This window comes from Paracoccus sp. (in: a-proteobacteria), from assembly GCF_047605025.1.
GTDB lineage: Bacteria > Pseudomonadota > Alphaproteobacteria > Rhodobacterales > Rhodobacteraceae > Paracoccus.
Map to the genome: position 1 here is coordinate 1 of NZ_JASGGO010000022.1, position 20631 is coordinate 20631.

Consider the following 20631-nt stretch of genomic DNA (forward strand, 5'->3'; position numbering starts at 1 on the left):
CACGAGATCCTGACCTACGAAAAGGGCAATCGCGGCGTCCGCTTCATCTTTCGCAAGACCGGCGGCGATGCCGCCGCGCCCGGTTTCATCCAGTTCAGCGACCATAACATCGCGCCGGTGAAATCCGACCATTTCCACATCTATTGGGGCGATGACCGCGCGGCGCTGCTGCAAGAGGTCACGAACTGGCCGACTTATTACCCCAGCGCGCTGAGCACCGAGGAAGTCGTCTCCGAGATGCAGGCGCATTGATCCGGCCGGGGGCGGCCGCGCCCCCCTGTTTCTTGCGAGCCTGTCCGCTTTGTGCAAACGAGTTGCCCCGGCCCCCCGTATGAGAGGGCCGGGGCAGTCGTCATCCGCCAGGAGGCGCGGGCCTTCAGGCTCCGCTGGCGGTGGTGTGGTTCAGCGCGCTGCTGCGGCGGCTGTAGAGGGCATAGACCATGGTTCCGATGGCGTTCCAGACCACGAACCACATCAGTGTCTTCGTCGGCAGGCTGAGGAACAGGTAAAGACAGCCCGAGATCGCGACCGTTCCCACCAGCCAGGCCGCCGGGGCGCGGAAGGTGCGTTTGCGGTCCGGGTCGGTTTTGCGCATCACCAGCATGCTGCCCCCGACCGCCATGAAGGCCACCAGCGTGCCGGCATTGGCCATGGCCGCGATTTCGTCAAGCCGTGCCACCCCGGCAAGCGAGGCCACCAGGATCGTCGTGGCGACGGTGATGGTGACCGGCGTGCCCGTCTTGGGGTTGATCTTGGCCAGCCGGTTCGGCAGCAGTCCGTCGCGCGCCATCACGAAGAAGATCCGGCTTTGCCCGTAAAGGAAGGCCAGCAGCACGGTCGGCAGCGCCACCACCGCCGCCGCCGCGATGACGGTCGACAGCGCGCTCTGGTTGAGTTCGCGCAGGATCAGGGCCAAAGGCTCGGCGCTGTTGGCGAAGACGGTGTAGCTGACGGCACCCAGTGCGGCCAGCGCCACCAGGATATAGATGATGGTGCAGCCCACCATCGAGCCGATGATGCCGATGGCAAGGTCGCGGTCGGGGTTCTTGGCCTCTTCGGCGGCGGTCGCGATGGCGTCGAAGCCGTAGAAGGCGAAGAAGACGATTGCCGCCGCCGCCATGACGCCGCTTTCGATGCCGTTCGCGCCCAGGGATTTGACGAAGCCATGCGGCATGAAGGGCTTCATGTTCTCGGGGTTGAAATGCGGCAGGGCGACGGCAACGAAGATCAGCAGGGCGGTGATCTTGATGCAGACAAGGATGGTGTTCAGCTTGGCGCTTTCATGCGTGCCCCGGATCAGCAGCGCGGCCACCGCGATGGTGATCAGGATCGCGGGCACGTTCAGCACCCCGCCCGCATGGGGGCCGGCGGTCAGGGCCAGCGGCAGTTCGATCCCGAATCCGTGCAGGAAGCCCACGACATAGCCCGACCAGCCCACGGCGACGGTGCTGACCACCAGCGAATATTCCAGGATCAGGCACCACCCCACCAGCCAGGCGATCGGCTCGCCCAGGGCGACATAGGAATAGGTATAGGCGCCGCCCGAGGCGGGGACCATGGCCGCCATCTCGGCATAGGCAAGCGCCGCGCAGGCGCAGACGACGCCGGCCAGCGCAAAGGACAGCAGCACGGCGGGCCCGGCCCGCTCGGCGCCGACGCCGATCAGGGTAAAAATGCCGGTGCCGACGATGGCGCCGATCCCCAAAGCCACCAGATGCACCCAGGTCAGCGACCGGACCAGCTTATGTTCGCTGTCATGTGACATCAGGCTGTGGAATGGTTTTTTCCGAAACACGATAATCTCCCACGTTCATATCGGGGATTGAGCACGAGGCCGTGAACAACTGTCAAGAGAATGTTACCAGCTTAGGCGCGTGAAACGGGATCTGGCTGAAAGCTGCCTATGCTACGGTATTTCGGCTGATATTTCTGTTGATCATGTCGCGCAGCGCCTGAAACCCGCGGCAGATCGGCAGCGTCCAGAGAGCCAGGGCATTTCGTCGTCACGAGCCTTTGTCGCATGCGCTATCTTGCCTGGGGCTGTGATCGTTTGGGGGAGGCGGCGTTTCGTCGTGAAGAACCCTGGGCGTTGCCAAAGGCTTGCTGACCTTTTCGCGGACGTTCCGAAGCCGGGCATTCACCCTTTCTGGAAATGATCCACGATCTTCTGGGCCAGCGCTTCGCTGATCCCCTCGACCGCGACCAGATCGGCAAGGCCCGCGCGGCTGACCGCCTTGGCGCTGCCGAAATGCGTCAGCAACGCGCGCTTGCGCGAGGCGCCGACGCCCGCGATCTCGTCCAGGGGGTTCGCCATCACCGATTTCGCGCGTTTGGCGCGGTGGGTGCCGATGGCCCAGCGATGCGCCTCGTCGCGCAGGCGCTGGATGAAATACAGCACCGGGTCGTTCATGCGCAGGGCAAAGGGGCGGGCGCCGGGGCGGTGGAATTCCTCTTTGCCGTGGTCGCGGTCCTCGCCCTTGGCGACGCCGAGCATGGGGATGTCATCGACCCCTATCTCGGCCATGATCTGATGCACCGCGCTAACCTGGCCGGCGCCGCCGTCGATCAGCAGAAGGTCGGGCCAGGCGTCCGACTGGCGGTCCGGGTCTTCCTTCAGCAGGCGCGCGAAGCGGCGGGTCAGGACCTCCTTCATCATGCCGAAATCGTCGCCCGGCGTGATCTCGGTGCCCTTGATGTTGAACTTGCGATACTGGCTTTTGATCCAGCCCTCGGGGCCGGCGACGACCATGCCGCCGACGGCGTTCGTGCCCTGGATATGGCTGTTGTCATAGATCTCGATGCGCTTGGGCGGATCAGACAGATCGAAGGCTTCGGCCAGACCTTCCAGCAGCCGGGCCTGCGCCGCGCTTTCCGACATGCGGCGCGCCAGGCTTTCGCGGGCATTGCGCAGCGCGTTCTCGACAAGCTGGGCCTTTTCGCCGCGCCGGGGCACGCCAAGCGCGACCTTGCGCCCCGCCTTGTCCGACAGCGCCTCGGTCATCAGGTCGGGATCCTCGATCCCGTGCGAAAGCAGGATCAGGCGCGGCGGCACCTTGCCGTCATAGAACTGGGCCAGGAACGCCTGCATCACCTCATCGGCGGATTCGACGCCGTTCAGCCTGGGATAGAAATCCCGGTTGCCCCAGCTTTGGTTGCCACGGATGAAAAAGACCTGAACGCAGGCCTGGCCGCCCTCCATGTGCAGGGCGATCACATCCGCCTCGGGGACGCCGCGCGGGTTGATGGCCTGGACCGATTGCACGGCGGTCAGCGCCTTGATCCGGTCGCGCAGGGCGGCGGCGCGTTCGTATTCCATCGCCTCGGCGGCCTCGGCCATCTCGCGGGCAAGCTGGGTCTGGATGGCGGTGGACTTGCCGCGCAGGAACAGTTCGGCATCGGCGACAAGGACATCGTAATCCGCCCGCTCGATCCGGCCGGTGCAGGGGGCCGAGCAACGCTTGATCTGGTAAAGCAGGCAGGGCCGCGTGCGGCCCGAGAAGGTCGCGTCGGTGCAGCTTCGCAGCAGGAACACGCGCTGAAGCTGGTTCAGCGTCCGGTTCACCGCGCCCGCGCTGGCGAAGGGACCGTAATAGTCGCCCTTTTCCGATTTCGCGCCGCGATGCTTCTTGATCTGGGCAAAGGGATGGGACTTGGCGACCAGGATGTTCGGAAAGCTTTTATCGTCGCGCAGCAGCACGTTGTAGCGCGGCTTCAACTGCTTGATCAGGTTCTGCTCCAGCAGCAGCGCCTCGGTCTCGGTCCGGGTGGTCAGGAACATCATCGAGGCGGTTTCGCGGATCATGCGCGCGATGCGTCCCGAATGCCCCGTGCCCCGCGCATAGTTCGAAACCCTGGCCCGCAGGTTGCGCGCCTTGCCGACGTAAAGCACCGCGCCCTGCTGGTCCAGCATGCGATAGACCCCCGGCGAGCCGTCGAGCGTCCTTACATAGTCCTGGATCAGGGAATGGCCGGTCTTTTGTGTCATGGCCCAAAGAAAGGCGTTCCGGCTGCCGGCTGCAAGGGCCGGACTGTCCAAAAAGCGAGGGTCCGGCAGGGCGAAAGGCTTTGACCGAATCCCGGTCCCGCACCTAGTCTTGCAGGCATCCCATTTTCATTGCGGTTCTTCAAGATGTCGAGGTTTGCGATGCGGTTGCTTACGTTTCTTTCCACTTTGGCGCTGATGGCGGGGGCGGCCTCGGCGCAGGAGCATGCGCTGAACGATGGCCCCTTCGACTTCGCGCGGATCGAGCAGGCCATCGCCATGGCCCATTCGGCCGGCGATTCCGAGTTCCAGGCCAGCGCCCCCGATCCCCGCCAAAGCGGCAATCGCGGCAGGGTGATCGCCGTGACCCGTGACGGCGTGCCGGTCCTGGCCTATCGGCCCAGCACCTACGACAAGGACGGCCGGCAGCCGGACGTGACCTTCAGTTGCGGCCCCGACCGGACGGTGGACATCACGCAAGTGCTGTCCGGTCTCGGCGGGGGCGCGGTTCCGCCCCGGACGGCGCGGCTGGCCCTGTCGATCAAGCCCTATGGGCAAGACGAATTCGTGATGCCGGTCACGCTGATCGAAACCCTGGATGCGCCCTATGTGCTGATCCGCGTGCATGGCCGCATCCCCGCCGATTCCCCCTTCCTGCGTGATCTGCGCGCGACGAGCAATCTTCAGGTGCAATTGATGGCCGATGGCCGCTATGAGCGCCTGGACGGCGGCGGCGATCTTTCGACCTTCCAGCAGGATGTCAGGCCGCTGCTGGACCTTTGCGCCGGGGGTGCCGCCGCGCCCGCACCGCGCGCCGCGACCGCCTCGGCCTGGACGCCGGATGCGGCTGAGATCAAGGCCGCGCTGGAGGCCCGGATCGCGCAGCAGATGCGCGTCTATGACGGCATGGCCGATCAGTGCAACAACCTGCGCAATGACAATCCGGTCTCGGCGCTGGCCTGCATGATGTCGGGGTTCGGCATGGCGAGTTCGCAGAACATGGGCGTGACGATCCATGGCGTCGATCTGGGCGAATGCGTGCGTGCCGACGATGCCACCGCCTATTGCCGCTATCGCGTCGACGCCCAGATGCGCGGCCAGGGCACCATGGGCCAGGTGGCGGACCTGGCCAATCTGGGCCTGAGCCTTGGCGCCTGGTCCTATGGCGGGTTCGAGCATGTCGGTGGAAGCTGGTCGCTGATCCGCAGCTATGAACATTGCGCCTGGGGTAACGGCAAGATCAATTGCACCTATCGCGAGTGAAGGGCGGCCGCGCTGATTCCCGGCCTTGTTCGGCCGCATCCCAGGAAATGCAAGGCCGAACCTGTCCACGGAATCTGGGGATAACTCTGTGAATCCCCTTGGGAGCAGTGGTGCTGCGGCTAGCGTTTATTGGGGTTCTGTTAACTTGCATGTTTTTTGTGCAATTTATCATGACATTGATTTTCAACGATATTTTTTATCATGGCAACAATGCGCTGAATCTTTTGGAAGAATCGTAAAGAAATTGCGACGAATGTTCCTGAGGTGGACAAGTCGCCGCCGCCCAAGGGTTGCCGGGATCTACTCGATCCCAACCGTGTCGGGTGTGCGCCAGGCCAGATGCTGGCCACCATCGACGCAGATCATCTGTCCGGTGACGGAATCGGCCTCCAGCAGATAGCGCAGGGCGGCGCAGATCGCCGCTTCGTCCGCGCCGCGCTGAAGCAGGGTGGCGGCGCGCTGGGCCTGGAACGCCTCGGGCGTCTGCCGGCTGCCTTGCAGGGTGGGGCCGGGGCCGATGGCGTTGACGCGGATATCGGGCGCCAGCGCCTGGGCGCAGGTCCGGGTCAGCCACCACAGGCCCGACTTGGCCAGCGTATAGGTCATGAAATCGGGCCGGGGCCGCAGCACGCGCTGGTCGATCATGTTGACGACCAGTCCGCGCGCCCGCGGCTCGGGGCGGCCACACTCGGCGGGGGGCATCTGCGCCGCCAGGGCCTGGGTCAGCAGGAACGGCGCCCGCAGGTTCGAGTTCATGTGCCGGTCCCAGCTTTCCCGGTTGGCGCTGGCGATGCAATCGGGTTCGAACACCGAGGCGTTGTTGACCAGGACCAGCACCGGCCCCATGGCGGCGGCCACGCGGGGCAGCAGCGCCTCGGCCTGGTCCAGATCCAGCAGATCGGCCTGAAAGACCTGGGCGCGGGGGCCAAGGGCCTGGATCTGCCGGGCCAGGTCCTGCGCCGCATCGGCCGAGCGGTGGCAATGGATCGCCACGTCATGGCCCTGTCGCGCCAGTTCCAGCGCCATAGCCCGCCCCAGGCGCTTCGCGGCCCCCGTGACCAGCGCCGTCATTTCCAGCGAATTCCCAAAAGCTTCGCGATCAGCCGCCGCACCCCCGGCCCGGCGGCCAGGGCCAGCGCGATCAGGATCAGCAGGCACAGAAGGACGGTCTTGACCATCAGCCGCCGGCCCCGAAGCGGGCGAAGGCGGCGCGCTCCTGAAGGCTGTCCACGACATGATCCGCCGACAGGCCGAAGCGTTTCATCAGCGGCACGCGCTGGCCATAGGTCAGGAAATTCGCCTTCTCGCCGTAAAGCTCGCGCATCTTGGGCACCAGATGGGCGATGCCGTCGGCCAGACCCAGGGCGACCGCCTGGCGGCCGGTCCAGATCTCGCCGGTGAAAAGGTCGCGGTCGGTGGCCAGGCGGTCGCCGCGACGGCTGCGGACATGCTGCGTGAACGCCTCGTGGATAGAGACCAGCAGGCGGTTCAGCCGCTCGACATCCTCGGGCTTTTCGGGGCGGAACGGGTCCAGCATGGATTTCGACGGCCCGGCGGTGCGGACCCGCCGCTCGATCCCCCAACGCTGGATCAGTTCCTGAAAGCCGAAACCCGCCGAGATCACCCCGATCGAGCCAAGGACCGAGCTTTCATCGGCCCAGATCCGGTCCGCCGCCGAAGCCAGCCAATAGCCGCCCGAGGCCGCCACATCCTCGACGAAGGCGTGGACGGGAACGTTGTTTTCCTGGGACAGGCGGCGGATGCGGGCGCCGATCAGGCTGGATTGCACCGGAGAGCCGCCGGGCGAGTTCACCGCCAGCGCGACCGCGACCGGCTTCCTGCGCTTGAAGGCGCGCTCCAGCACCGGCGCAAGGCCGGCATCCGAGAGGCTGGCGCCGCCGCCTCGCATGGCCATGCCGATCGCGCCTTGCAGGCGGATCACGGCGATCTGGGGCGGGCGGTTCACGATGCGGTTCAGGAATGGGATTTTCATGCTGTGCCAGATAGGTGCGGCGGGGCCTTTCGGCAAGCGCCGGGGGTTATTTGTCCGCAAGGAAGGCGATTACCTCGTCCCGGTCGGGCATGGCATCGCCCGCGCCCCGGCGCGTGACCTGCACCGCCGCCGCCGCCGCCGCATGGCGCAGCGCGGTCGGCACATCCTCGCCGCGCGACAGGCCGGCGGCGAACCAGCCCGCGAAGCAGTCGCCCGCGCCGGTCGTATCGACCGGCTGGACCTGGAAGGCGGGCTGCGCGAAGGTCCGGCCCCCGGCCAGGTCGCGATATTCCGCGCCCTCGCCCCCCTTGGTGATCAGGATCCCTTGCACCGGCAGATCCTCGCCGAAGGCGGCGAAGGTCTGGCGCGCCTCGCCCTCGTTCACCGCCAGGATCGAGACATGGGGCAGCACGGCGCGCAGGGCCTCGATTTCGAAGGGGGCGGCCGAATAGATCACCGTCGCGCCCCCGGCCCGCGCGACCTGGGCCGTCTCGGGCTGAAGGTTGGTCTCGTTCTGCATCAGCAGGATGTCGCCGGGACCGATCCCGGCCAGGTCGTCGGCCAGGATGCTTCGCGGCAGGGCCTGGTTCGCGCCGCCATGCAGCACGATCGAATTCTCGGCGCTGGCATCGACCAGGATGATGGCATGGCCGGTCGCCTGATCGGGCAGGCGGGCGATATGGCCGGTGGTGACGCCGGCCGAGGCCAGCCGCTGGGTCACCCAACCGTCGCCCGTGCCCATGGCGCCCAGATGGACGACCTTGGCCCCGGCGCGGGCGGCGGCGACGGATTGGTTCGCGCCCTTGCCGCCCAGCCCCAGCGAATAGCCCAGCGACGAGATGGTCTCGCCCGCCTGGGGCAGGGCGGCCAGCCGATAGATATGGTCGATATTGATCGAGCCGAGGTTGAAAATGGTCATGCTGCCCCCAGAAACTTGCGCCGGCCTGATGCCTGCCGGCTGGGCATCGAACCTTTTGCCGCGCGGTTTGTCCAGCGCCGGAAATGCCCAACGCGCCCCAAGGGGCGCGCTGGCCTTGTCTTTTCCAGGGCGGCGGTCGCCGGGACGGAGCTATTCCGGCTTGGAATTGCCGTGCTTGACCGGCCACCACAGCTTCTTGTTCGTCATGTAAAGCAGCGAGGCCAGCAGGACCAGAAACAGGACCGAGACCAGCCCGACCTGCTTGCGCGCCATCATCTTCGGCTCGGCTGTCCACATCAGGAAGGCCGAGACATCACGTGCCATCTGATCCACCGTCGCCTCGGTCCCGTCCTCATAGGTGACCTGCCCCTCGCTCAGGGGGGGCGGCATCTTGATCCAGCCGGTCGAGAAGGCCGCGTTGTGATAGAAGGTGCTGCCCGCCTCTTCCTTGGTCTCGCCGTTGAAGCCGGTCAGCAGGGCGTGCAGGTATTCCGGCCCGCCGATGCCCCGGAAAAGCTGGTTCAGGCCCAGGCCCTGCGGACCGTGGAAGCCCGCCCGCGCCTTGGCCATCAGCGAAAGGTCCGGCCCCATGCCCTCAGCGTCCACGGTGGGGAAGTGGTCGGTCGGAACGCGGGGACGTTCCTCGCCGGTCTCGGCGTCCTCGATGGTCAGATTGGCGGCATAGGCGCGGACCTGATCCTCGGGCAGGGCGGGGCCGCCGTCATCGGCCAGGGTGCGCAGGGGAACGTAGCGCAGGCCGTGGCAGGCCGAGCAGACCTCGGTATAGACCTGCAAGCCGCGCTGAAGCTGGAACTGGTCATAGCTGCCGAAGGGGCCTTCGAAGCTGAAGGACACGTCCTCGATATGCGCCGCCGCATGGGCCGCCGGCGCGGCCTCGCCGCCGTGCTCATCGGCGGGGGCGGCAGCGTGATCGGCGGCGTGATCGGCTGCCGGTTCGGGCGCGGCCGGGGCTTCGGCGGGTGCCGGTGCCGGTGCCGGTTCAGGCTGCGGCTCTGGCGCCGGCTGGGCGGCGGGTTCCGGTGCGGCAGGTTCCGGTTCCGCGGGTTCCGGGGCTGCGGCAGGTGCCGGAGCTTCGGCCGGGGCAGGCATCTCGGCTGGGGCCGGGGGTTCCGCCGTGGCGGCAGGAGCCTCCGCAGGTGCGGGCGTCTCTGCCGCGACCGGGGCGGTGGCCTGGTCGGCGACGGGCGGGGCGGCGCTGTCCTGTGCCAGCGCCGCCCCGGCAAGGGCGACGGTCAGGGCTGCAACCGCCGTGAGCGTCTTTTTCCTCAGGGTCATGTTGCCTCTCCTTACTCGGCAGGATGGGTTTTGTCGCCGTAATGCGCGGCGAAATCTTCCTCGATGGTCGAGGGCATCGCCATCGGCTTCTCGATCACGCCCAGAATCGGCAGGATCACCAGGAAATAGGCGAACCAATAGGCGGCCCCGAACAGCGCGATATAGGGATAGATCCCCTCGGCCGGCATTGCGCCGACCCACATCAGCACGACGAAATCGACGACCAGCAACGCGAACCACCATTTGAAAAGCGGCCGGAACCGCCCCGAACGGATGCGCGAGGTATCCAGCCAGGGCACCAGGGCCATCACGATGATCGCGCCGAACATGGCGATCACGCCGAAGAATTTGGCGTCGATGATGCCGAAGGACAGCCAGTTGACCAGCATCACCAGCCAGACATCCGAGGTGAAGGCGCGCAGGATCGCGTAGAAGGGCAGGAAATACCATTCCGGCACGATATGGGCGGGCGTGGCTAGCGGGTTCGCCTCGATATAGTTGTCGGGGTGGCCCAGATAGTTCGGCATGAAGCCCACGACGGCGAAGAACACGACCAGCACGACGGAAAGGCCGACCAGATCCTTGATCACGAAATAGGGCCAGAAGGGCAGCGTGTCCTTCTGTGCCTCGGCCTTGCTGGCCCGGCGCACCTCGATTCCGGTCGGGTTGTTGTTGCCGGTGGTGTGGAAGGCCCAGATATGGACGATCACCAGCCCGGCGATCACGAAGGGCAGAAGATAATGCAGCGAAAAGAAACGGTTCAGCGTGGCATTGTCGACCGCCGGCCCGCCCAGAAGCCAGGTCTGGATCGACGAGCCGATGCCGGGGATGGCCCCGAACAGCCCGGTGATCACCGTCGCGCCCCAGAAGGACATCTGGCCCCAGGGCAGAACATAGCCCATGAAGGCGGTGCCCATCATCAGAAGATAGATCAGCATGCCGACGATCCAGGTCACTTCTCGGGGGGCCTTGTAGCTGCCGTAATAAAGGCCGCGGAAGATGTGGATATAGACGGCGAAGAAGAACAGCGAGGCGCCGTTGGCATGCAGGTAGCGCAGCATATGGCCGCCGTTCACGTCGCGCATGATATGCTCGACCGAGGCGAAGGCCAGGTCCACATGCGGGGTGTAATGCATGACCAGCACGACGCCCGTGGCGATCTGAAGGGCCAGGCAGAAGGTCAGCACGATCCCCCAGATCCACATCCAGTTCAGGTTCTTGGGCGTGGGGATGAAAAGCGTGTCGTAAAGCAGGCTTACCACGGGCAGGCGACGGTGCAGCCAGCTTTGCAGGCCCGGTTTGGGTTCGTAATGGTCGTGGGGAATTCCGGCCATCTTGCGCTCCTCAGCCCAGCTGGATGGTGGTGTCGTTGACGAAGGCGGCGACGGGGATGTGCAGGTTCTGCGGCGCCGGGCCTTTGCGGATGCGGCCGGCCGTATCGTAATGCGAGCCGTGGCAGGGGCAGAACCAGCCGCCGAAATCGCCCGCGCCGTCGCCGATCGGAACGCAGCCCAGATGCGTGCAGACCCCCAGCATCACCAGCCATTCGCCGGCCTCGTCCAAGGTGCGGTTCTGGTCCAGCGCGGATTCGTCGGGCTTGTTGGCGTTTTCGGCGCTGGAGTCGATCAGCTCGTTCAGCTGGACCTCGCGGCCGGCCTGGATCTCGGTCTCGGTCCGGCGGCGGATGAACACGGGCTTGCCCAGCCATTTGACGGTCAGTTGCGTGCCGGTCTCGACGCCGCTGACATCGACCTGGATCGAGGACAAAGCCTGCACATCAGCCGAGGGGTTCATCTGATTGATCAAGGTCCAGCCGGCGGCGCCCGCCGCGATCGTGCCGGCGCCGGCCGTCGCGAAATAGAGGAAATCCCTCCGGGTGGCGCCGCTGTCTCCTGCGTGGTCGTCTGCGTGGGACACGGGTTCATCTCCATTTATGCACCCGGGGATCGCCCGGGCGATACGACAGAGCGGGCCGTGCCTCCTCGCACTTCCCCCCCCTTGCAGCCGTTCTAGCGATCAATTTCCTGTCAGTCTAGTTTGCGCCAAGGCGAGAGGCGCAGCAAAAGCGCCAAGGTGTGGGATTTTGGCTGCGCGCGGCGCCGCCGGTCGGGGCCAAAGCGAAGAATCCAATGCCGGCGCAGGCTTGCTGGCCGGCAGGGGATCGGGGCCGGGTCACAACAGCCCTTCGGCACGGAAGCTTAGTTCCCGCGACTTTCCGATGATCAGGTGGTCGTGCAGCGTGATCCCCATGACCTCGGCGGCGGCCTGGACGCGGTTCGTCATGGCGATGTCGGCCTGCGAGGGGGTGGGGTCGCCCGAGGGATGGTTGTGGACCAGGATCAGCGCGCTCGCGGTCAGTTCCAGTGCCCGCCGCATGATCTCGCGCGGATAGACCGGGACGTGATCGACGGTGCCGCGGGCCTGCTCCTCATCCGCGATCAACACGTTCTTGCGGTCCAGATAAAGGACGCGGAACTGCTCGATCTCGCCATGGGCCATGGCGATATGGCAATAGTCCAGCAGTGCGTCCCAGCTTGTCAGCACCGGGCGGTGCATCACGCGCGAGCGCGCCAGCCGCTGCGCCGCCGCCTCGATGATCTTCAGTTCCTGCACGACGGCGGGGCCGACCCCCTCGACCTCGCCCAGGCGGGGCAGCGGCGCGGAGAGCGCGCGGTTGAAATCGCCGAAACGGTCGATCAGCCGCCGGGCCAGCGGCTTCACGTCCTGGCGCGGGATGGCGCGGAACAGGACCAGTTCCAGCAATTCGTAATCGGGCATGGCCGAGGCGCCACCCTGCATGAAGCGTTCGCGCAGCCGCGCGCGGTGGTCCGAAAGATAGCTGGGCAATCGCTCGCCCGGTGTGGGCGCGGCCTCATCGGGGGCGCTTGCCGCCCCGCCCTGAGGCGTGAACAGCGGCATCGGGGCTTCGTGAAAGGCGCGATTCTTCTTCATCGCGCAAGACTGCCACGCCATAGGTAAAGGCCGGGTTAACGCGCCCCCGGCCTTCTTTGTTTCCCAAATACCCAAAAGGCGGTCGAAGCCGAATCAGCCTTTCATCTCGTCCCAGAAACCCTTGATTTTCTGAAAAAAGCCCTGGGCCTGGGGGCTGTTGTCGGCCTTGATCGTCTCGAATTCCCGCAGCAGTTCCTTTTGCCGCGCGGTCAGGTTCACCGGGGTTTCGACGGTCAGCTCGATCAGCATGTCGCCCGATTCGCCGTTCATGCCGGGACCGTGGCGCAGCGGCGGCATGCCCTTGCCGCGCAGGCGCAACTGCTTGCCCGACTGCGTGCCGGGCGGGATCTTGACCCGCGAGCGCCCGCCGTCGATGGTCGGCACCTCGATTTCGCCGCCCAGGGCCGCCGAGACCATGCTGACCGGCACCTGGCAGGCCAGGGTGCGGCCGTCGCGGACAAAGATCGCATGCTCTCTGACCTCGATGAAGATGTAAAGATCGCCCGCTGGTCCGCCGCGCATCCCGGCCTCGCCCTCGCCGGCAAGGCGGATGCGGGTGCCGGTCTCGACCCCGGCCGGGATGTTCACGGAAAGCGTGCGCTCTTTCTCGATCCGGCCGGCGCCGTGGCATTCCTTGCAGGGGTTCTTGACGATCTGGCCCTGGCCGTTGCAGGTCGGGCAGGTGCGTTCGACGGTAAAGAAGCCCTGGCTGGCACGGACCTTGCCCATGCCGGCGCAGGTCGGGCAGGTGGCGGGCTCGACCGCGCCCTCGGCGCCGGTGCCGCTGCACGCGCCGCAGGCGACCGAGCCGGGCACGGTGATCCCCTTCTGGACGCCGGTGAACGCCTCTTCCAGGGTGACGCGCAGATTATAGCGCAGATCCTGGCCCCGCGTCGCGCGCGAGCGGTTGCCGCCGCCGCCCGGACGCCGGCCCATCATGTCGCCGAACAGATCCTCGAACACATCGGCGAAGGCCGAGCCGAAATCTCCATGCGCCTGGCCGCCGCGCCCGAAGCCGCCGCCACCGCCTTCGAAGGCGGCATGACCGAAGCGGTCATAGGCCGCCTTCTTCTGTTCGTCCTTAAGGCAATCGTAAGCCTCGTTCACTTCCTTGAACGCGGATTCCGAGACCTTGCAATCCTTGTTGCGGTCGGGATGCAGCTCTTTCGCCTTGCTGCGATAAGCTTTCTTGATCTCATCGCCCGAGGCACCCCGAGCCACGCCCAGCACTTCGTAATAATCACGTTTCGCCATGTCGATCGCGTCCGGGGTCCTTCATGATAAAGCCGGCCCGCGAGGCAAATGCCACGGGCCGGCCGGTTGGGTCACTGTCGCTTACTTGCGCTTTTCTTCGCCAAGATCCTCGAAGTCGGCATCGACGATCCCGTCGTCATTGTCGTCGCGGCCACCGCGCGGCGCGTCGCCGTCAGCGGCATCGCCTTCGGATTGCCCGGCCTTGTAGATCGCCTCGCCCAGCTTCATGGACGCATCCATGAGGTTCTGGATGCCGCCCTTGATCTTGCCGGCGTCCTCGGTCTTGAGCGCATCCTCCAGCGCGCCGACGGCCAGTTCGATCACCTCGACGGTCGAGCCGTCGACCTTGTCGCCATGCTCGTCCAGCGATTTCCTGGTCGAGTGGATCAGGCTTTCGGCCTGGTTCTTGGCCTCGACCAGCTCCTTGCGCTTCTTGTCCGCCTCGGCATTGGCCTCGGCATCCTTCACCATCTTGTCGATATCCTCGTCGGACAGACCGCCCGAGGCTTGGATGGTGATGTTCTGCTGCTTGCCGGTGCCCTTGTCCTTGGCCGAGACCGAGACGATGCCGTTCGCGTCGATGTCGAAGGTGACCTCGATCTGCGGCATGCCGCGCGGCGCGGGCGGGATGTCTTCCAGGTTGAACTGGCCCAGCAGCTTGTTGTCGGCGGCCATCTCGCGTTCGCCCTGGAACACCCGGATCGTCACGGCGTTCTGGTTGTCCTCGGCGGTCGAGAAGATCTGCGACTTCTTGGTCGGGATCGTGGTGTTGCGGTCGATCAGGCGGGTGAAGACGCCGCCCAGGGTCTCGATCCCCAGGGACAGGGGCGTCACGTCCAGCAGAACCACGTCCTTCACGTCGCCTTGCAGCACGCCGGCCTGGATGGCGGCGCCCAGGGCCACGACCTCATCGGGGTTCACGCCCTTGTGGGGCTCCTTGCCGAAGAACTCGCTGACCGCCTCGACCACCTTGGGCATGCGGGTCATGCCGCCGACCAGGACGATCTCGTCGATGTCGCCTTTCGACAGGCCGGCATCCTTCAGCGCGTCCTGCACGGGTTTCATCGTGCGCTTGATCAGGTCGCCAACCAGGCTTTCCAGCTTGGCGCGGGTCAGTTTCATGACCATGTGCAGCGGCGTGCCGGTGTTCTTGTCCATCGAGATGAACGGCTGGTTGATCTCGGTCTGGGACGAGGACGACAGTTCGATCTTGGCCTTTTCCGCCGCCTCTTTCAGGCGCTGAAGGGCCATCTTGTCCTTGGTCAGGTCGACGCCATGCTCTTTCTTGAACTCCTCGGCGAGGTAGTTCACGATGCGCATGTCGAAATCTTCGCCGCCCAGGAACGTGTCGCCGTTGGTGGACTTCACCTCGAACAGCCCGTCGTCGATCTCCAGGATGGTGATGTCGAAGGTGCCGCCGCCAAGGTCATAGACGGCGATGGTCTTCGATTCCTTCTTGTCGAGGCCATAGGCCAGCGCGGCGGCGGTCGGCTCGTTGATGATGCGCAGCACTTCCAGGCCCGCGATCTTGCCCGCGTCCTTGGTGGCCTGACGCTGGGCGTCGTTGAAATAGGCGGGGACCGTGATCACGGCCTGGGTGACGGATTCGCCCAGGTAGGATTCGGCGGTTTCCTTCATCTTTTGCAGGATGACGGCGGACACCTGGCTGGGCGAATACTTCTCGTCCCGGACTTCGACCCAGGCATCGCCGTTGCCGCCGTCCACGATGGAATAGGGGACCAGCTTCTTGTCCTTTTCCACCTCGGGATCGGTGGTGCGGCGGCCGATCAGGCGCTTGACCGCGAAAACGGTGTTGGTGGGGTTGGTGACGGCCTGGCGCTTGGCCGGCTGGCCCACCAGACGCTCGCTGTCGGTGAAGGCAACGATCGAGGGCGTCGTGCGCGTGCCTTCCGAGTTCTCGATGACCTTGGGCTGGCTGCCGTCCATGATGGCGACGCAGCTATTGGTGGTCCCGAGGTCGATGCCGATGACTTTAGACATGCAATAACCTTTCTTGCGGCGATATTGAGGGCCTTGGGTCCCCGAGAGGCCCCCAGTGCCCGATCCCTGGATTGACCGGAGGGGAAGGCCCCTTCCGAACTCTGCTGGGCTATATAGGAAGGCCCGAAACCGCCTGCAAGCTGAGCTTGCGGCAGATTCGTCCTGTTTCGGGCAATCGCGCTAGCGCCCGGCCATGGTCGAGATCGACACGGATTTGCGGCTGACATATTCCGCCATCAGCCCGATCATCAGCAGCGCCAGGATGCAGTAGATCGGATAGCTGAGCGAACTGTTGCGCGGCGAATAGTTGATGAACGCATAGCCCCGCGTCTGGTCGATGATGTGAAACAGCGGGTTCCACGAGAAGGCGTGCAGCATGTAGACGGGCAGGGTGTTCGCCACGAACATCTTGCCCGAGAAGATCATGTTGATGCGCTGGTAGAAAGCCGTAAGCACCTGCGCGCCCTGCGGCCACCAGGGCCGGAAGGCCAGAAAGATCAATCCGATGCAGCAGCCCGAGAACCAGGCCAGCAGCAGCATGCCGTAACAGCCCAGCGGGTCTTCGATATGCACCGGCTGGACCAGGTAGTGATAGGCCGCCAGGATCACCACCGAGCTGATCGTGACCTGGTAAAGCGTCGCGAGCGCCGCCGCGGCCATTATCACCGCCGTGTTCATCGGCCCGTGCTTCATCATCTGGTTGGCGGCGCCCCCGGCCCCGGCGATCGCGCCGATGGCCCTGGTATGGGCCAGGAACATGAAGATCCCCGACATGATATAGACGATGAAATCGCCCCGGATCGGCGATTTTCGCACCCCGATCACCGCGAACATCAAATAGAAGCCCGCGATCATGGCGATCGCCTGGGCGATGATCATGATCAGCCCCACCACCGCGTTGCGCTGCCCCTTGCGCAGGTTGTTGGCGGTGACATGATAGATCAGGGCCAGGGTGGTGAAACCTGCCTCGACCATGTTGTGATTGCGGCGCTGGGTAAACATCTGTGACGGACCGTCCTGGCTTTGCTGGAGCGGGCGCTTGCCCTGCGCGATCCTTGCGATCATAAGGAGCGGAACGTTTTAGTTCAATCGCCGCCGCACGCCCGGCCGGCCGCGACGAGAAGGAAAAACCATGCAATTCGATCAATTGGTCGCTACCATGCGCAGCCTTGCCCTGAAGGCCGGCGACGAGATCATGCGGATCTATGGCGCCGAGGATTTCGAGGTGCGGGTGAAATCGGACGCCTCGCCGGTGACGGCGGCCGACGAAGCTGCGGATGCGATCATCTCGGCCGGGCTGCGGGCGGAATTTCCCGAGATCGCGCTGGTGACCGAGGAGCAGGCCGGGACGCATGGGCAAAGCCTCTCGACCTTCCTGATCGTCGATCCGCTGGACGGGACCAAGGAATTCGTGCAGCGGCGCGGCGATTTCACCGTGAACATCGCCTATGTCGAAAACGGTGTGCCGGTCCTGGGCGTGGTCTATGCGCCGGCCAAGGGGCGGCTTTTCTATACCCCCGCCCAGGGCGGCGCGGTCGAGGAAAAGGCGCCGTTCGGCGCGGATCCCGGCCAGGGCGCGGCCATCGGCGTGAATTCCATGCCCGATAATCGCGGGTTGATGGTGGTCGCCTCGAAATCGCACCGGGACGCGGCGACCGACGAATATATCGCGCGCTACGGGGTGCGGGACATGACTTCGGCGGGATCCTCGCTGAAATTCTGCCTGGTCGCGACCGGAGAGGCGGATCTTTACCCGCGCCTGGGACGCACCATGGAATGGGACACGGCGGCGGGCGATGCGGTCCTGCGCGCCGCGGGGGGCGAGGTGGTGCGCTTTGACGACCACACGCCGCTGTCCTACGGCAAGCCCGGCTTCGAGAATCCCTTTTTCATCGCCTTCGCGCCGGGCGTCCTGCTGGCCAAGGATTGATCCATGTCCGTCATCATCGTCATTCCCGCCCGCCACGCCTCGACCCGCTATCCCGGCAAGCCGCTGGTGGAACTGCGCGGCGCGACGGGCCAGGGCCTTTCGCTGATCCGCCGGAGTTGGGAGGCGGGCCGTCAGGTCCAGGGCGTGGATCGCGTGATCGTGGCGACCGACGATTCCCGCATCGCCGAACATGCCGCGGGATTCGGGGCCGAGGTCGCGATGACCTCGACCGAGGCCCGCAACGGCACCGAGCGATGCGCCGAGGCTGTGGCCGCCCTGGGCCTTTCCCCCGAGATCGTCGTGAACCTGCAAGGCGACGCGCCGCTGACGCCCGCCTGGTTCATCGAGGATCTGGTCTCGGGCCTGCGCGGCGATCCGGCGGCGGATGTGGCGACGCCGGTGCTGCGCTGCTCGGGGGCGATGCGCTCGGACCTGATCGCGGATCGGGTGGCGGGGCGCGTCGGAGGCACCACGGCGGTTTTCGGTCATGACCGGCACGCGCTTTATTTCTCGAAGGAAGTGATCCCCTTCGCGGCCGCCGATTTCGCCCCCGGCGATCCGACCCCGGTGTTCCACCATGTCGGCGTCTATGCCTATCGTCCCGAGGCGCTGGCCGAATATCCGGCCTGGGAAGAGGGCCGGCTTGAGGCGCTGGAGGGGCTGGAGCAGCTTCGCTTCCTGGAACGCGGCCGCCGCATCCTCTGCGTCGAGGTCGAGGCGCGGGGGCGCGAGTTCTGGGAACTGAACAACCCCTCGGACGTGCCCAAGCTGGAAACGATGATGAGCCGGATGGGCATCGCCTGATGACAGGGACGGGCGGGGGACTGCGGCCCAGCGTGGTCGTCGTTTCGCGCCGCCGCCCGGAATGCCTGGCCCGCTGCCTGGCGGCGCTGGCGCGGCAGAGCCGGGGACTGGAACTGGTCCTGGTCGCCGATCCCGAGGCCGTCGGCCTGCGCCCCGACCTGCCGATCAAGCGTGTTTCCTTTGACCAGGCCAATATCTCGGCCGCGCGCAATGCGGGGCTGGCCCAGGCGGCTGGGGATGTGGTGCTGTTCGTCGATGACGACGCCATTGCGGGCACGGAATGGGTGGCGCGGATGACCGCCGCCTTCACCGATCCCCGCGTCATCGCCGCGACGGGCTTCACGCGCGGGCCGGACGGGTTGAACTGGCAAAGCCGTGCCGAGCGGATATCCGCCTCGGGGCGCGGCTATCCGATCACGCCGGAGCAGGCGGCGCTGGAGCCGGAGGGCGGTGATCCGGTCAGCACCATCGGCACGAACTGCGCCTTTCGCCGCTCGGCGCTACTGGCCATCGGCGGCTTCGATCCGGCATTCAGCTATCATCTGGACGAAAGCGATGTGAACCGGCGCATGGCGCGGGTTTTCCCGCAGGGGCTGACCGCGATCCTGCCGCGGGCGCAGGTGATCCACGGGCTGGCCGCCGGCACCTCGCGCGCGGGAACGGGCGTGCCGCATGATCTGCGGGCCATCGGCCGCTCGACCGCGATCTTCGCGGCGCGGCATGGCGGGGACGCGTCCTGGATCGTCGAGGCGCAGCGCCGCCGCCTGCTGCGGCTGATGGTGGCGGGGCGGCTGGACCCGCTGGCGGTCGGGCGCATCCTGCGCAGCCTGCGCGAGGGGCTGGCCGAAGGGGCGGGGCATCACGCCTTGCCCGCCCCGTGCGCGGGCGTGCCCCCGGCATATCTGGAACTGCCGCCGGCCCCTGTCGCGCCGCTGTTTCTGGCCGGATGGCATTGGCGCGCGCGCCCTTTGCGCGCCGCCGCCGCCCGCGCGGTGGCCCAGGGCGGGCATGTGACCCTGCTGCTGCTGACGCCGACCGCGCTGCCCCATCGCTTGAAGATGGCGCCGGGCGGCTGGTGGGAACAGCGCGGCGGTATCTGGGGGCCTTCCCAGCCAGGTGATTCTGCGTTTAAATTGGGCGCGAAACGCGCTAGGATCATGCGTGAAGAGAGTTTTTTTGCCGCATTGCTGCGCTGATTGGGCAAGAATCTGCCTATTTTGGAAGCGCGCTCAATGACTTCCCGGTTCCATCCGAACCCCATCGTCTGTTAATCGATTGTTGCACGACCGATAGTAAGTTCGGCCACGCTCTGGCAAGATGGTGCCGACACCAGGAGACATGAATTTATGAGCCGCAAAGTTACTAAAGCGATCTTCCCGGTTGCTGGCCTTGGAACCCGCTTCCTGCCCGCCACGAAGAGCGTCCCGAAAGAGATTATGACGCTGGTGGATCGCCCGCTGATCCAATACGCCATCGATGAGGCTCGCGCGGCCGGAATCGAAGAGTTCATTTTTGTCACCTCGCGCGGCAAGGGCGCGCTTGAGGATTATTTCGATCACGCGCATGAACTGGAAGCCAGCCTGAAGAAAGCCGGCAAGAACGATCTCCTGGAAATCCTGCGCGGCACCAACATGGATTCGGGCGCCATCGCCTATGTCCGTCAGCACAAGGCCCTGGGGCTGGGCCATGCGGTCTGGTGCGCCCGCCGCCTGCTGGGCGACGAGCCGGTCGCCGTTATCCTGACCGACGACGTGATCATGGGCGAACCGCCCTGCCTGCAACAGATGATCGAAGCCTATCAGGACACCGGGGGCACCATGGTCGCGACCATGGAGGTGCCGCTTGAGAAAACGAAGTCCTATGGCGTGCTCGACGTGGCCGAGGATATGGGCGCCATCGTCCGTGCCAAGGGCATGGTCGAGAAGCCGAAAGAGAACCCGCCCTCGAACCTCGCCGTCATCGGCCGCTATGTCCTGGCGCCGACGGTGATGGACAACCTGAACAAGCTCAAGCAAGGCGCCGGCGGCGAGGTCCAGTTGACCGATGCCATCGCCGACGAGATCGAGGCGGGGCGCGATGTGTTCGGCCTGCGCTTCCGCGGCCAGCGATTCGACTGCGGCTCGAAAGCGGGCTTCCTGCAAGCGACCGTGGCCTTCGGCCTGGCGCGCGATGAGCTGAAGGACGAATTCAGCGACTATCTGGCCGATGTGATGGCGATGCGGAAGGCCGCCGAATAA

18 protein-coding genes are annotated in these 20631 nt (G+C 65.7%); 6 read left to right on the top strand and 12 right to left on the bottom strand.

Features of this window, described 5'->3' with window-relative positions; translation table 11 throughout:
* The coding region (locus QM682_RS12900; RefSeq protein ID WP_415130366.1) for a ZinT/AdcA family metal-binding protein at positions 1 to 252 on the top strand (252 nt) is incomplete at its 5' end.
* 124 nt (positions 253 to 376) lie between these two features.
* Here the strand turns inward: QM682_RS12900 and QM682_RS12905 are convergent.
* The gene (locus QM682_RS12905; RefSeq protein WP_415130368.1) at positions 377 to 1795 is read right to left on the bottom strand and encodes an amino acid permease; all 1419 of its coding nucleotides are present in this window, start codon (positions 1793 to 1795) and stop codon (positions 377 to 379) included.
* Between the two features lie 342 nt (positions 1796 to 2137).
* Positions 2138 to 3985 carry an excinuclease ABC subunit UvrC gene (gene uvrC / locus QM682_RS12910; RefSeq protein WP_415130370.1) on the bottom strand — a complete coding sequence of 616 codons (1848 nt, stop codon included), beginning with the start codon at positions 3983 to 3985 and terminating at the stop codon, positions 2138 to 2140.
* Positions 3986 to 4144: 159 nt separating this feature from the next.
* On the opposite strand from uvrC, the gene QM682_RS12915 reads away from it, so the two are divergent.
* Positions 4145 to 5245, top strand: a complete 1101-nt coding sequence (locus QM682_RS12915) for a hypothetical protein (protein WP_415130372.1) — start codon at positions 4145 to 4147, stop codon at positions 5243 to 5245.
* A 300-nt stretch (positions 5246 to 5545) separates the two neighbouring features.
* Here the strand turns inward: QM682_RS12915 and QM682_RS12920 are convergent, their stop codons facing one another.
* From QM682_RS12920 to QM682_RS12965, 10 genes are all read right to left on the bottom strand, one after another.
* Positions 5546 to 6316 (bottom strand): SDR family oxidoreductase, encoded by a 771-nt coding sequence (locus QM682_RS12920; protein ID WP_415130374.1) that lies wholly within the window; start codon positions 6314 to 6316, stop codon positions 5546 to 5548.
* Positions 6317 to 6422: 106 nt separating this feature from the next.
* Positions 6423 to 7238, bottom strand: a complete 816-nt coding sequence (locus tag QM682_RS12925; protein ID WP_415130376.1) for a S49 family peptidase — start codon at positions 7236 to 7238, stop codon at positions 6423 to 6425.
* A 46-nt stretch (positions 7239 to 7284) separates the two neighbouring features.
* Entirely contained in the window at positions 7285 to 8157 is an 873-nt protein-coding gene (locus QM682_RS12930; protein WP_415130378.1) for a ribokinase, read from the bottom strand.
* 150 nt (positions 8158 to 8307) lie between these two features.
* On the bottom strand, positions 8308 to 9453 hold the full coding sequence (locus QM682_RS12935; protein ID WP_415130380.1) for a cytochrome c1: 1146 nt from the start codon (positions 9451 to 9453) through the stop codon (positions 8308 to 8310).
* Positions 9454 to 9464: 11 nt separating this feature from the next.
* Positions 9465 to 10787: a cytochrome b gene (gene petB, locus QM682_RS12940; RefSeq protein WP_415130382.1), complete on the bottom strand. Its 1323-nt coding sequence runs from the start codon at positions 10785 to 10787 to the stop codon at positions 9465 to 9467.
* 10 nt (positions 10788 to 10797) lie between these two features.
* Positions 10798 to 11370: a ubiquinol-cytochrome c reductase iron-sulfur subunit gene (gene petA, locus QM682_RS12945; RefSeq protein ID WP_415130384.1), complete on the bottom strand. Its 573-nt coding sequence runs from the start codon at positions 11368 to 11370 to the stop codon at positions 10798 to 10800.
* A 255-nt stretch (positions 11371 to 11625) separates the two neighbouring features.
* Positions 11626 to 12405 carry a RadC family protein gene (gene radC, locus QM682_RS12950; protein WP_415130386.1) on the bottom strand — a complete coding sequence of 260 codons (780 nt, stop codon included), beginning with the start codon at positions 12403 to 12405 and terminating at the stop codon, positions 11626 to 11628.
* A 93-nt stretch (positions 12406 to 12498) separates the two neighbouring features.
* Complete coding sequence (gene dnaJ, locus QM682_RS12955; RefSeq protein ID WP_415130388.1) at positions 12499 to 13659, bottom strand: molecular chaperone DnaJ; 1161 nt, start codon at positions 13657 to 13659, stop codon at positions 12499 to 12501.
* A gap of 81 nt (positions 13660 to 13740) precedes the next feature.
* Positions 13741 to 15660, bottom strand: a complete 1920-nt coding sequence (gene dnaK / locus QM682_RS12960) for a molecular chaperone DnaK (protein WP_415130390.1) — start codon at positions 15658 to 15660, stop codon at positions 13741 to 13743.
* A 180-nt stretch (positions 15661 to 15840) separates the two neighbouring features.
* Positions 15841 to 16662 (bottom strand): ABC transporter permease, encoded by an 822-nt coding sequence (locus QM682_RS12965; RefSeq protein WP_415130392.1) that lies wholly within the window; start codon positions 16660 to 16662, stop codon positions 15841 to 15843.
* A 130-nt stretch (positions 16663 to 16792) separates the two neighbouring features.
* Here QM682_RS12965 and cysQ point away from each other — a divergent pair, with 130 nt between their 5' ends.
* The 4 genes from cysQ to QM682_RS12985 all read left to right on the top strand — a co-directional run bounded on the left by cysQ (position 16793) and on the right by QM682_RS12985 (position 20631).
* Positions 16793 to 17590: a 3'(2'),5'-bisphosphate nucleotidase CysQ gene (cysQ, locus tag QM682_RS12970; RefSeq protein WP_415130394.1), complete on the top strand. Its 798-nt coding sequence runs from the start codon at positions 16793 to 16795 to the stop codon at positions 17588 to 17590.
* A gap of 3 nt (positions 17591 to 17593) precedes the next feature.
* Positions 17594 to 18394: a 3-deoxy-manno-octulosonate cytidylyltransferase gene (locus tag QM682_RS12975; RefSeq protein ID WP_415130396.1), complete on the top strand. Its 801-nt coding sequence runs from the start codon at positions 17594 to 17596 to the stop codon at positions 18392 to 18394.
* Positions 18394 to 19590 (top strand): glycosyltransferase family 2 protein, encoded by a 1197-nt coding sequence (locus QM682_RS12980; protein ID WP_415130398.1) that lies wholly within the window; start codon positions 18394 to 18396, stop codon positions 19588 to 19590. Before QM682_RS12975 ends, QM682_RS12980 begins: the two co-directional genes overlap by 1 nt.
* Before the next feature lie 150 nt (positions 19591 to 19740).
* Positions 19741 to 20631 (top strand): UTP--glucose-1-phosphate uridylyltransferase, encoded by an 891-nt coding sequence (locus QM682_RS12985; protein ID WP_415130400.1) that lies wholly within the window; start codon positions 19741 to 19743, stop codon positions 20629 to 20631.

Coding starts and splice junctions, on each gene's coding strand:
- petB (WP_415130382.1), bottom strand. CDS start 10,787: ATGGCCGGAATTCCCCACGACCATTACGAACCCAAACCGGGCCTGCAA.
- cysQ (WP_415130394.1), top strand. CDS start 16,793: ATGCAATTCGATCAATTGGTCGCTACCATGCGCAGCCTTGCCCTGAAG.
- QM682_RS12975 (WP_415130396.1), top strand. CDS start 17,594: ATGTCCGTCATCATCGTCATTCCCGCCCGCCACGCCTCGACCCGCTAT.
- QM682_RS12920 (WP_415130374.1), bottom strand. CDS start 6,316: ATGACGGCGCTGGTCACGGGGGCCGCGAAGCGCCTGGGGCGGGCTATG.
- uvrC (WP_415130370.1), bottom strand. CDS start 3,985: ATGACACAAAAGACCGGCCATTCCCTGATCCAGGACTATGTAAGGACG.
- QM682_RS12985 (WP_415130400.1), top strand. CDS start 19,741: ATGAGCCGCAAAGTTACTAAAGCGATCTTCCCGGTTGCTGGCCTTGGA.
- QM682_RS12965 (WP_415130392.1), bottom strand. CDS start 16,662: ATGTTTACCCAGCGCCGCAATCACAACATGGTCGAGGCAGGTTTCACC.
- dnaJ (WP_415130388.1), bottom strand. CDS start 13,659: ATGGCGAAACGTGATTATTACGAAGTGCTGGGCGTGGCTCGGGGTGCC.
- radC (WP_415130386.1), bottom strand. CDS start 12,405: ATGAAGAAGAATCGCGCCTTTCACGAAGCCCCGATGCCGCTGTTCACG.
- QM682_RS12930 (WP_415130378.1), bottom strand. CDS start 8,157: ATGACCATTTTCAACCTCGGCTCGATCAATATCGACCATATCTATCGG.
- QM682_RS12980 (WP_415130398.1), top strand. CDS start 18,394: ATGACAGGGACGGGCGGGGGACTGCGGCCCAGCGTGGTCGTCGTTTCG.
- QM682_RS12935 (WP_415130380.1), bottom strand. CDS start 9,453: ATGACCCTGAGGAAAAAGACGCTCACGGCGGTTGCAGCCCTGACCGTC.
- QM682_RS12915 (WP_415130372.1), top strand. CDS start 4,145: ATGCGGTTGCTTACGTTTCTTTCCACTTTGGCGCTGATGGCGGGGGCG.
- dnaK (WP_415130390.1), bottom strand. CDS start 15,660: ATGTCTAAAGTCATCGGCATCGACCTCGGGACCACCAATAGCTGCGTC.
- QM682_RS12925 (WP_415130376.1), bottom strand. CDS start 7,238: ATGAAAATCCCATTCCTGAACCGCATCGTGAACCGCCCGCCCCAGATC.